Genomic DNA, 11973 nt, shown 5'->3' with positions numbered 1-11973 from the left:
TCAGAAGATATTTTCGACCGCCTGACACTTCTGCGGGACGCCGATCGTCAGACCGCCATCGACGACGATTTCGGAGCCGGTAAGATAAGAGGACTCGTCGCTGAGCAGGAACAAGACTGCCTGTGACACTTCCTGCGGCGCGGCTGGCCGCCCGAGCGGAATTGGGAAACTGGAAAGATCGAAGTTCTCTGTCATCCGGGTGTTGATGAGGCCCGGATGGATGGAGTTTATGCGAACGCCGGACGCGGCGGCCTCCAAGGCAGCGGACTTCGTTATGCCCCGCACGCCGAACTTGGAAGCAACATAGGCGTGAAGCCCAGGACTACCCCTCAGCCCCTCGACCGACGAGATGTTGACGATCGAGCCTCCGCCCGCGCGGCGCATGGCAGGTAGGGCAGTCTGCATTCCCAAGAATACACCGGTGAGATTGACAGCTAGGGTCTTCTCCCACTGCTCGAGCGGGAACCGCTCGATGGGAGCCATGCTGGCTATGCCTGCATTGTTGACGAGGCCGTGCAGCGCGCCGAACTTGCTCTCCGCAGCCGCGATCGCCTGGCACCATTCCTCTGGCTGAGCGACGTCTTGACGCACATAGATCGCGGATGGGCCCAGTTCGGCCGCGAAAGCCTCTCCTTCTTTGTGAAGAATATCGGTGATCACGACTTTCGCTCCCTCGGCTAACAGCAGGCGCGCATGAGCGGCCCCCATCCCTCGAGCCCCGCCGGTTACCAAAATGACTTTTTCGTTCACACGTCCCATAACTCTTGGCTCCCTCGATCATTGGCGGTGCAGGGTTTCCCAGCATCAAAAGGGATGAGGGTCATGCTGATGAAAATGGATGAGAACAAGCGCTGGAAGTCGGGCAAGCCGATAGTCGCGGTCCGTCACCACGCCCACTGACTCTTGCCGATCTGCCCTGTGCCACGCATCGTCTTTGATGCCTAAAGCCTGTGCGCAGTGCCCGGGTAAATTGGCGCGAAAGCAGTTCGATAACGATTTCACGTCGCGAACATGCGTCCGCCGCTCAGGCGTTAACCTTCCTTCGGATTGTTGCATGGGCCTCGCCGAACTGCGCCACCGTCTTGACGCCGACAATTTGCGACCGAATTTCCTCCGGTTTTGGAGATAAGGTCGCTGCCCACGAGCGAAACGATACCGGTCGTCAACGGTGCTGAGCTCCTTGTGGATCGAGACGTGGGGCGCGGAACGCATGAGGTTCTCCTAAGTCTTGCGATTGGAGTATCCATTCCGTGCAATCGGCGCGCCGAGAATCTGATAGGAAGTCAGACTCACGCGACTCTTGCGCAGGCGCTGGAGGGTCTTCCGACGCTCTACCGAGACGTCGATGTCCATGGGCCTGCGTTTTCGACTATGCGCGGCGATAACGTCACGGCTGATCTGGTTCAATCGAGACACAATGGCGATAGCCATGCTGTTGCGAAAACCCGTAAATAAAGCCTCATCGGCTTTCTGTCCGGAGGCTTGGTCATGTCGGGTTTTCGACATCGCGCCGTCAATCGGACAAGCGAAGAAGGTAACAGAACAAGAGGCGAAAGTTGTCGGATCTCTCGCGCCCAATTTGACGTCAGCAACCTAGTGAGCCGTATAACGCCGTACGATGTGCCTGGCATCGACGTTGCATAACGACTGATACACAAAAAGGAAGTCACCCACTTGCCTTGACGTCATCGTCGGTGAGCACGCTTCGCCGGAATGGATGCACAATCAGGCGCATTCGGCAGCACAGCACAGCTGCCCGCTTCTAGAATGGAAAAGGTCAAGCGTGTTGGATGCCTTCGGATCGTTTAATCCGGATTGAGGTGCAAGGCGCAGAAACGGCACTGCGGCCTCGCGTAGCGACGATCGCGATCGCTGCGCCCGACGGACTACCGAGCCCACATCGCGGCCAGCGCAATACAGTCGCTTCAGGAGAGCTTCAACAACCGGAGAGGCGCGGCGAGATAAATAGCTCAAGCTCCAATCGCGCGACATTATTTTGAGATCGAGGAGGAGTGCGATGCCTGACGTCAAAGGCATTCCGCTTGACGCGCCCCTTTACCATGGGGGCAAAAATCGTGGCAGTTCGTTTCTCGGCTGCCAAGCCATAAACCTTATGTTCAGCGTGGGGCACGAGGCAAATTGTTTATTGCCGAAAGAGCTCGTACCTGCAGCAAACCCTGCAATCACCATTGTGGGGGTCGCGAGCTATCGCTCAAGCACTGTCGGGCCATACTTGGAGTGCTATTCAGGAATTCAAGTTCGTGATCCCGACGGTGAGATTGGCTACTATATCCCTTACATTTACGTGACAAAGAATGATGCAGCTCTCGCCTCGGGACGAGAGGTCCTTGGTGCTCCAAAAAAGCTGGCGCACATCACTTTGATCAGGGAAGGTGGTCTAATTCAGGGCACGCTCGAGCGTCCGGCTGGCAAGCGCCTGCTGACCCTTACCGCTCAACCAGACCAGCGCATGAGCTCGGGTTCGCGACAGATGTATTCTGCGCGGACGAATTTCTATTCGGTTCGGCACCTGCCGCCCATCAATGAGTCCGGGAAGGGAGCAGTAACGCAACTCGTCAAATGGTGCACCGACCGAACGTTGCGACGCGACGAGCGTGGCGAAGAAGTTCTGTTTACTGGACCCGTCTCCCTAACTTACGATTCCCCCTCGATTATCGATCCCGTGCACAACTTGACAGTTGGCCAAGCCGTGCTCGGCACATACGAGGAATATGACGCAAGGCTCGAGGCCATTGACATTCTTTCGGAAGAATCAAGTTAGGTAAACGGATGATCGATGAGCCTGAAGAATTCATCCAATCCTAAAGTTCGGCCCGGACTGTCGGCTTGCCCGCTGATGGGCGGCTATTGCAACACGAGCTACAGCCCTTGACCACTGCATGACATCGCAAAGCAGGCGCGGATTGCCTCGCCTGCCGCGCGCGCCATACGCAACAGGCATGCTCGCGCCAGGCGCCTGCATGATGAGTGGCCCATCCGGGGGGGGGGTGGCGGTCGTATCGGCCATGATGGTTGGAGAATAGTCACAGTTATTGGCGATGGGGTGGGCAGCGTCGGCATCAAGTTGACGGATGCATCCGTCCGCGGGTTCGCATCGACTGTCGCAATCGTCCCATGGCATCACGGCTGCGACTGTCGGTCGCGGGCGAGCCAGGATTTCAGGGGTATCCGCGCGTACTCCACGAGCTTCAAGGAGGCGGTCGCACGAGGCGCTGCGCACAAAATCTTCAAGCAACAGAATCTGTTGCGATTCTTTGTTGAGCAGTTCATTCGCAGGCGTAAGGTGCTCGACTGCGAGCACATGGATGCATCCCATGCATAACATCGTCACATTCGCCGCACCGGCCGCTATCATTTGAGGCCGGAAGGCGCTGCTCCCGGGGCGCGCGCGTAGTGGTCCGACGGCTTCACCAATAAAGGCGCGACAGCCTCGATCTGGGGCGGTGCTCGCTAAAAGCGACGCCGCCCACGTGGCGGTGCGCGAATCCCGCTCACTTTGCTGCCCATTGACGCGCTAACAAATGCGGCACGAAACGGGCGGATGATGTTTGGGTCCGCGCGAACGCAGAAGAACGATCGCGCAGGCGCCGGTCCGTTGATCGGCGCCTGCACGTTCTGCTCAAGCGGCAGCGCTATCAGATCTCATCCACCGGCAGATAGGCTACCGAAAGACAGTCTCAGCCTCCCTACCATGGAGGCCGAAACCGGGGACACCAGGCCGAGCGCCGATGATGGAGCCGATGTCGTCGAACGACCGGTTAGCGAGGCGCGTTCAGCGAGAAACGACATGTTCCAGGTTCAGTCTTGTCCGACTCGTCTGCCAGAGATCCTAAGCGATCCTACATAAAGTCGTAGTCGTCCTCGGCCCGATCCGAAACGCGCCCCGTTTCACCCTCGGTATCATTGGCCTCTGCTTTGGATAAATATAGTGTGGGTTTGTCTGCCCGCTGCCATTGACCGTCACTGTTCTTCGTCCACTTCTCCGGATGCTGGGTGGGATCAAGCACCATGTTATCGTCATCCACGTCAACAAAGCCAAACTGCTGCGAGCGGGCCCTGGCTTCTGCATTACCGGGACGGGAATGGAGGAGCGCCCCATCGCCGTCTAGCCGAAGCTGATGCTCCAGCAAAATATCGCCCGCGTTATCGACGAGCGGATGGACGATCCGAAGATCGACGGTGGATGTGACTTCAGTTCGCCCGGGAAACTTTTTCTGCCACTGTTCTCCTTGGAACACCTCGCGCATCTCAAATCCGCCTTCTGTCCTTAAGAGTCCGACGCTGGTGTTGCCTAGTTGATAGCTGAAATAGCGCGCGCTTTCCGTATCGTATTTTGTGGTGCCGTATTGTTCAGCAATCTCTTTCGTGCGCTTGGCCTTCGAGGATATGTGAGGCGAATACTCTTGCGGGTTCGCGGCAATATACATGATCTCATCGTCATGGTAGGCTTTTGCTTTTTCAGCGAATGAGCGCTTCGAGATCTCCACGACAGGGGGCCTGCCAACGAGCGAGTACGACTGTGTTGCTGACGAAGACGGACCAGCGTGCGAGTTCGGCCCCAAGTGCATGTTTGCGAGCGTCTCCGCGAAGCTGTCGCTGTCCGCCGAATATCTGGCATCGTCGGCCTGGCTAGCGTTGCAAAATTGACCGGATGAGCCATTGATTCGGCTATACATGTAGATTTTCCTCCTATCGGTGAAGTTGCTTGGCAGCGAATTCAGGCTGCTCAAGCGAGCGCACATGCATATTTGTCCCAGCTGACGCCAATCTGACGTGCAGGTCAGGATATGCGAGACGGCTTCTACACGGCCGGCATGCGACCTTTCGATCACGACGACGCACGCGGGCTCGCGTGTCGTTGCTTTGCAGGACAGCGTTCGCGGTGTTGGCTCGAACGCGCTGACAAATTGCAACTTTTGCCCAGTCTCTGATTTCCCAGGCGCCGTCGTGAGAGCTAACCGCTATGGCACTCTGCGCCACGTCATACCCTCATCCCGGCGGGCGTGGCGCCCGATTTAATGGGTGGCGTCCTGTTGGCTGATGTTGCCGAGACCGCTTTTGCCGGCAGAGCACATTTTGAGATTCGTCGCGGTGAGAGGATAACCCTCGGCCTCAGGCCCGCGTCCCCGTCGCATATCATCATCGAGCCTCTCGCGTATTTGATGACCCGGGCCATTAGCGGTTGTGGTGTAGACGCGATCATGCCTGCCTTGCGCGGCACCGCTGCGTAACCGGCCCAGCGGGGCCCCCTCACAAGTCTGGCAGACCTGTTTGCAGTCAACTGACGTGCGTCATGATCGCGGCGCATTAGCTTCAGCTTGGACGGAATTGACCACGAGATCGCCACCAGTTGTTGACCGCATCGCCGGCGCCCGCAAGCGCTGACGTTCTTGAGAGAGGCTCGTAAATCGGCTTCTGGAAACGCCGGGACGGTCCGGCCTCGGCATGTCGAACCGCAGCGCGGGCGTTCAGCGCTAAGCGTCCCGCGGTGACCTAACAGGACGGTTACGATCATTCTGATTCCTCGTCAGCTTCTCGAAAGCTAAGCCTCGTAGCGATAGCGTGTTTATCCAGGTTCGGCGTTAGCTGGTCAGATCTGTCAAAGGAGATAAGATGGATCCGTTCAACAACCTCAACCCGTTCGAGCCCCCAGATGTCGAGCGGGCGTACTATGACTGGCTGCAACAGGAGCAGGCGGACCAAGCGGGGTTTCAGCAGCACCTGAACGAGTTGCACCCGCACGAGCGCCCGCCCCCCAATTCAAATAGCGTCCGCGACACGCGTGGTGTGTCGAACAGAGATGCGGATTTTTTGAGAATGGCGCACGAGGGTCGCGTCGGACAAGGCACCTCGCGGTTGCCCTCGGATCACCCCACATTCTCTGGGCAAGGGGTCAATCAACATATGCTTTTTGCGGCCGCGGATCGCGGTGACCAGTTGCCAGCCGGCAATTTCAGTCTGACGGATGATTGGCACGGCATGGATGCAGCTGCCGATTGGCCGACGCATAATGTCGATCAGGAGGAGCATTGGTGGGCGGAGCCCGGTGATGTGGTGCCGGAGTGGCCAACGCCCCCCGCAATTCCTTGGCAGCAAAATCTCGGGGCATCAATCCTTCCCCGGCAGCCCCGGCCAGGCGATGGCAGTACTTCAAGAGGAGGCCGCCGGCTCACCCCGGCCGCGTCGCAGTGGACCGAAGCATTGCATGGCACGTGGGCCTCTTGCAGCGGTCCGACGGATCTTGAAAACACCCTCCTCGGGGAATCGCCTCTCGACCAGATCTTGGACACATGGGCCAGCGAGGAGGGTCAGACGGAAGACGAGGACCGCCAAGAGGCGGTAAGACGAATAAAAGCCTGGGCAGAGACCGGCGACGTCTATGCAGGGCTGGAGCTGCAAGACCTGGGCCTGAGGACATTGCCCGCCGCCCTTCCACCCGGGCTCCAGTCGCTCAACGTGAGCGACAACGAGCTGGTGCGCCTGCCTGACACTCTCCCGTCTGAACTCCGCACGCTCGCCATCAGCAGCAATCGGTTGACCCGCCTGCCTGACACCCTCCCGACGGGACTCCAGTCACTTGTCATCGGCAGCAACCAGCTGACCCGATTGCCCGAAACCCTTCCGGAGGGCCTTTCGACACTCGCCGTCAGCGGCAACCGGCTGACCAGCCTGCCAGATACCCTGCCGGCCGGGCTCCAGGACCTCGATGTCCGCGGCAACCTGTTGACCAGCCTGCCCGACGCCCTCCCGAGCGGACTTCAGTTGCTTGCCGTCGGCGGCAACCGGCTGACAAGCCTACCCGGCACTCTCCCGCCCGAACTCCAAGAACTCGAAGCCGACGGCAACCGGCTGACTAGCCTGCCCGACACTCTTCCCGCCGAGCTCCAGTTGCTCTTTGCCCGCGATAACCAGCTGAACAGCCTGCCCGAGACACTCCCGACTGAGCTCCAGAGACTCCACGTCAGCGCCAACAGGCTGACGAGCCTGCCCGAGACCCTGCCGGTCGAACTCCAGGTGCTCGAGGCACGCGACAATCACCTGAGCAGCCTGCCGGAGACCCTGCTAACCCGGCTAGGTTCTGGGTGCATGGTTTATGTGGATAATAATCCGCTGCCCGACCAGGTGCGGACGAATTTGGCGGGAGCCCTGAATGCCCCGAACTATGCCGGCCCGCGGGTCTTCTTCTCGATGGGCGGGGAAACGGCGGCGGATCAGGAACGGCCGCTGGCCGAGGCGGTCGCGGACTGGTTGAAGGGCGAGCCGGAGGCGATCGCCGCCTGGCAGAACTTCGCCCACGAGGCGGGCGCCCCGGAATACGCGCTCTTCCTCGACAAGCTGCAGAAGACTGTGAATTATGACAATCCCGAGTTCCGACAGGCGGTGGCCGAGGATCTGCGTCAGGCAGCGATCAGGCCGCAATTGCGCCAGCAGTTTTTTCAGCTGGCCTTCGGGGCGAGCGAGACCTGCCAGGATCGCATCACTCTGACCTGGAACGGCATGCAGACCGCACGTCTGATCGCTGACGTCGAGGACGAGGTCTATGACGATCGGCTGGGCGAACTCATCCAGCAGGCGCGAGTCCTGTTCCGACTGAACGCGCTCGAGCCGATCGCCCGTCAGAAGGTCGACTCGCTCCGCTTCGTCGACGAGATCGAAGTCTATCTCGCCTATCAGGTCAAGCTACGTGAGCGGCTGGACCTGCAGCTCATCGCTCCGGACATGCGGTTCTTTGATGTCGCTTACGTCACTGACGACGACCTCAACGCAGCCGAGATCCAGGTGCGCAATGAGGAGGCGGCGGGGTTCGCCGACTATCTGGCAACTCGCTGGCAACCGTGGGACATGGTGGTGAGCCGGATCGCTCCCGAAGCCCATGCACAGATGGAGAACCGGCTCGCCGAGGCGATAAACGAGGAGTTTCCGAGCCGCCTTGAGCAACGGCTCGCCGATCATCATCTCACCGGAGACAGCGAGGCCGAGGTGCAGTTCGGAGCCCAGATCCGCGAAGAGATCGCCCGCGAGATCAAGGGCGCTCTGACGCGCCAGGTGCTTGAGGACCACGCGATTGAGCTGTGAAGCGACCTTCCAATTGCAGGGGCGTCAATTTTGTTTCCACCCGGCCTTCGCTACGTCATGTTGTTTTCGGCTGCCGGCGCGCCGAATGGGCCGTTTGTTGAAAACGCTCAGCCGGCAGATCCACGCGCATGACGGAGCTGACGTCTTCGAACGATTACCGGGCGCGCGCGGCAGCGGCTCAGATGCAATTCATCAGCTTCGCAAGCGGCCGATACTGTTGCTGCACAATTGCTGCTTGGCAATCAGGATACCCAGCCGTGGTGAGACGCTGGACTGATTGACAGGCACATCGTCTAAATCGCGATGCGATTAGGATGAGTCGTCACTGCGCTTTAGGTTGTTGTTTGCGCATGATCTCCGTGCAAACGCGTTCCGAGGGAAAACCGCTTCACACTATTCCGGATCATGCTTTAGGGATTTGCTTGTGCATCCTGGCGAGCTCCATCGGGGTGCCGATTTGGAAGTCGGCAAACGCGATAGCGAGGCGGAGTTTCCGGAATGGGCAGTCAGGCGAAGCGTCGCTCTTGAAGACCAAGTGCATTAAACTGCAGTGGGCCGATGTTCGACGTTGGCTGGCCCTTACCTGGAATTCCGCGAGGACAGTCGAGCTGGTCGACGCCGACCGCAAGCTTCTCGCAGTTGAGGCCGCGCGGCACCGAAGCGACAAGTGGGCTGCGAGATCGAGCTCAGCCTATTCTTCCGAATTTGTTCGCATCGATGTCGATCTGAAACCAGGCGGCATCGCATGAGGCCACGAGATCACGAAGTCCGCTGTGACCAGCTCAAGATCGGAATTGAATGAGGCACAAACTCAGCCGATCTTGCTCAGTCTTAAAGACTGTCAGCTGTTGGAATCCAGCATCGGCTGATAGTCGGAGATGTAACCTGTTGAAGATCCCTGGTTCTGTTGAATTTCTTCAAGAGGTCGGCGTTGCCCGCCTTGAGGCGGTAGGCTCGGGACGCTGAATTCCACTAGGGAGAGCAATTCCATGACGCGAGTTATCTCACCGCCGGTTCGCCGGCGAGCGGGGCTATGGACGAAGCGTTTTCGGAAAATGCAGGCGAGCTTGGATCGGCTCGAGCTTACGGTAGGGATCGAGGTACTCGGCACGATGATGAAGGCGGATGTCACGGCGGCCTGCGGCCGTGCCATGGTCGCGAGGCGGCGCGGCCGGCGCACCATTGGGGCCGAACGCGGGAGCGGATTGGCTTGCACAGCCGCAAGATCGATACGTGTGCTCGGCTATTGCGCTCGTCAGCTTTTCGAAAGCTTATCCCCGCAAAATCAACTTGGCTCTCGCTTGAACCTCCGTCGCCTGCGCATACTGGGCCGGAGGTTGGCAGAGTTGCGTAAGACGCGAAAGTCAAGGAGAGCCGGATGGATCCGATCGACCCATTCAAAAATACGGGAGCTTGGATGCAGCAATACTCCGCCCTGCGGGCGGGGCAACAATCGGACAATGCGAGTGGGCAGGGCAGCTTTGAGCGGCAGATGGAGCGGTTGCAACTCAATTCGCCTGATGAGAGCTCCACAGACTCCAGTTCACCTCATCAGAGTCCCGCAGAGGACGGTAGAGAGATCCGGCGCGCTGATATTGGCGGTTCGATGCGCATGCCGTCACAGTCTCGGCTGGGAGGCAATTCGTTCAGAAGAACGAGGCATAGCGTAGACATCCCCCGCACTCACCTTGGAAGTTCGACCGAAGTCCTGCCGCATTCCAATTTGCGGGATGATCTGTTCAGCAGCGCGCGCTACGGCTTGCCAATGGCGCAGCCCGCGATGGGGGCGAAGAGCAGCAAAAGCCGCGGACTGTGGTCGCGCATCAAGTCAGGCGTTGCGAAGGCGTTAGGGGGAACCAGCAGTCGGGAGTCGTCCGGCTCCGCGGCGGAGCAGGAGTTCATTTCAACGACGTTTCGCGCTGATCATGCCAAACAGCCCGGCCGAACACGCGGGGTCCCGGACGACGACAAGGCTCTATTTGAGGAATTCAAAAGCAGAGCCACGGGGACGCTGGGGGATGGCACCATAAGAAATGCAATAGCCGATCTGCGCCATTTCAGCGCCCGCCTGAGCGAGAACGGGCAGGCATCAATCGCGGATCGAATTGGCAACCCGGCGTTGGCCGATGAATTGGATAACGATGCTGAAACCTATGCGAAGGATCGCAGCAGGCGAATCAAGGCGGCCTTAAAAAAGCTGCGGGACGTCGGCGCCGGAAAGGAACTGTCAGCCGATATCCGCCGCTTAAATCCCTATCCCGCAGACGCAACCCTCATCGACATGTGGGCCGCGGCGGAAAAGGCCACCCAGCGGATCGAGCCGGAGAGCGTGGATAGGCAGGCCCGTCGCCTTTACAGGCTGAGCGATTGGCTGCAAGCACGCGAGAGAGAAGCCATGGCTGGCCGGCTCTTTACCACTGGGTTGACCCAAGATGTTGAGGCCTACCGGCAAGAAACCAAGGACTCCAAAATCAACGCTGATTTGCTAAGGCTTAAGCGATACCAGCAGGTCCTCGATGCAAACAGAGCGCTGGGGTTGCAGCCTCCTGTGGATGCCCCTCCACTTTTCGGCGAAGACGCTCAGCAGCCCGGCCCCCCGCAGGAGCTTCCCGCAACGCCAGCCACCCCAAGCTCGGGAGCTTGGGCCGTGTTCAGGGAAGCGATGCGAGAGCCCACTCCATCATCATCCACACCGCAACCCAACTGGTTTTTGGAGCTTCCGGCAACGCCAGCAACCCCGAGCGCGGGAGCTTGGGATTTGTTTAGAGAGGCGATGCAAGGATCAGCTCCATCATCATCTGGGACGCGTCCGCCGTCAGACATCTATGGCGGCCTTGATCCGCTGGTTAACCTAGATCCGCCCACACCCCATGAATTGCGCGACGATGCTCATTGGGCGCCCGCGCCCGCCTTCGCCGGACCGCCGTCGTTCGCCGGGCCATCGAGGGCCCCTCAGGAGCTACGCGAAATCGGACATGTCGTCGGCGAGGGGTGGGAGCACCGCTCCCAACCGGCCTCCCCCGTCCTGGTCGACATACTGGATAATATCAATCTGCTGCCGAACCAGTACGGCCCCAGCCAATTCTTGATCAACGGTGAGCTCTACTCGGCCACGTTGGGGGCAGGAGGGCGCAGGGACGTTCGTCTCATCCATCATCCTCGCGCTCGGCCTACGAATGAAGCAGGGCCATCCTATCAGCCGCAAGTGGACATCGGGCCTCTCATCCGCGGGGGGTGGCAGCACCGCGAACGCTGGCTTCCGGATTATCTCATCCCTGACCTGGAGGGCGAGCGCCTGATGCCAAGCGCGGGGCGGCCGACGAGTTTCTATATCCGCACCGTACCTTACAGGGCCGAGTTGCAGGAAACGAACCGGGGCCCACGGGTTCGTCTCTTTCCTCAACGTGGCTGACACGCGCTCGGACCGCAATGTGCGAAAAATGGGCGGTGCGCCCGCGCTCGACGACCCTCCAGTTGTGCAGAGATGATGCGTCCGGAATTGATCGAACCCGTAGCGCAGGAGAGAAGCCTATTGAACTGAGATGTCAGTCCGAGAGGTTATTGGTCGTCGCCCCTTCTCAAGCCGGCAGGTCCCGATGGCTACAATGGGCCGTCGTCGGCAGCGCATGATCGACGAGATGACGGTCCGCGACTTGTCGCCGTCGACCGAAGAACTCAAATATCTACCCTGACCCTCCTGCGTCGATGGCTACGAAAAGTGTGCCATCGTGTGGAATGATCGAAGTGCGCCCCACCTGCGCTCGGCAGAATCTCCGTGTTCGACAGCGACGTCCGGAGCCTTCTTGCCAATCAGGGCGGACTTGCATTGATTATGCTTTCTGATGCTGGAAGCCTCTCGTGCCATTCCGCATCCGC

At 59.5% G+C, this 11973-nt stretch carries 6 protein-coding genes and 1 pseudogene; 4 read left to right on the top strand and 3 right to left on the bottom strand.

The features are described from left to right. Positions 1-759: a glucose 1-dehydrogenase gene (locus KUF59_RS06370; RefSeq protein ID WP_258768852.1), complete on the bottom strand. Its 759-nt coding sequence runs from the start codon at positions 757-759 to the stop codon at positions 1-3. A gap of 462 nt (positions 760-1221) precedes the next feature. Next, complete coding sequence (locus KUF59_RS06365; RefSeq protein WP_258768850.1) at positions 1222-1506, bottom strand: hypothetical protein; 285 nt, start codon at positions 1504-1506, stop codon at positions 1222-1224. 511 nt (positions 1507-2017) lie between these two features. Between KUF59_RS06365 and KUF59_RS06360 the strand changes: the two genes are divergently transcribed. After that, positions 2018-2782, top strand: coding sequence for an acetoacetate decarboxylase family protein (locus KUF59_RS06360; protein ID WP_258768849.1), 765 nt, complete (start codon positions 2018-2020; stop codon positions 2780-2782). Between the two features lie 1078 nt (positions 2783-3860). Here the strand turns inward: KUF59_RS06360 and KUF59_RS06355 are convergent. Then, complete coding sequence (locus tag KUF59_RS06355) at positions 3861-4697, bottom strand: Effector protein NopP (protein WP_258768847.1); 837 nt, start codon at positions 4695-4697, stop codon at positions 3861-3863. A gap of 937 nt (positions 4698-5634) precedes the next feature. On the opposite strand from KUF59_RS06355, the gene KUF59_RS06350 reads away from it, so the two are divergent. The 3 genes and pseudogenes from KUF59_RS06350 to KUF59_RS06340 all read left to right on the top strand — a co-directional run bounded on the left by KUF59_RS06350 (position 5635) and on the right by KUF59_RS06340 (position 11509). Then, positions 5635-8097, top strand: coding sequence for an NEL-type E3 ubiquitin ligase domain-containing protein (locus tag KUF59_RS06350; RefSeq protein WP_258768845.1), 2463 nt, complete (start codon positions 5635-5637; stop codon positions 8095-8097). Between the two features lie 989 nt (positions 8098-9086). Beyond that, a pseudogene (locus KUF59_RS06345) lies at positions 9087-9328 on the top strand (IS256 family transposase); the annotation flags it as partial. A gap of 147 nt (positions 9329-9475) precedes the next feature. Continuing rightward, on the top strand, positions 9476-11509 hold the full coding sequence (locus KUF59_RS06340; protein WP_258768844.1) for a hypothetical protein: 2034 nt from the start codon (positions 9476-9478) through the stop codon (positions 11507-11509). The last annotated feature ends 464 nt before the right edge of the window (positions 11510-11973 follow it).

Source organism: Bradyrhizobium arachidis, from assembly GCF_024758505.1.
Lineage (GTDB): Bacteria > Pseudomonadota > Alphaproteobacteria > Rhizobiales > Xanthobacteraceae > Bradyrhizobium > Bradyrhizobium manausense_C.
This window is presented reverse-complemented; position numbering and strand designations above follow the sequence as displayed.

Excerpts from the sequence above, each read along its gene's own strand:
- KUF59_RS06355 (WP_258768847.1), bottom strand. The coding sequence starts at position 4,697 with ATGTATAGCCGAATCAATGGCTCATCCGGTCAATTTTGCAACGCTAGC.
- KUF59_RS06370 (WP_258768852.1), bottom strand. The coding sequence starts at position 759 with ATGGGACGTGTGAACGAAAAAGTCATTTTGGTAACCGGCGGGGCTCGA.
- KUF59_RS06350 (WP_258768845.1), top strand. The coding sequence starts at position 5,635 with ATGGATCCGTTCAACAACCTCAACCCGTTCGAGCCCCCAGATGTCGAG.
- KUF59_RS06340 (WP_258768844.1), top strand. The coding sequence starts at position 9,476 with ATGGATCCGATCGACCCATTCAAAAATACGGGAGCTTGGATGCAGCAA.
- KUF59_RS06365 (WP_258768850.1), bottom strand. The coding sequence starts at position 1,506 with ATGTCGAAAACCCGACATGACCAAGCCTCCGGACAGAAAGCCGATGAG.
- KUF59_RS06360 (WP_258768849.1), top strand. The coding sequence starts at position 2,018 with ATGCCTGACGTCAAAGGCATTCCGCTTGACGCGCCCCTTTACCATGGG.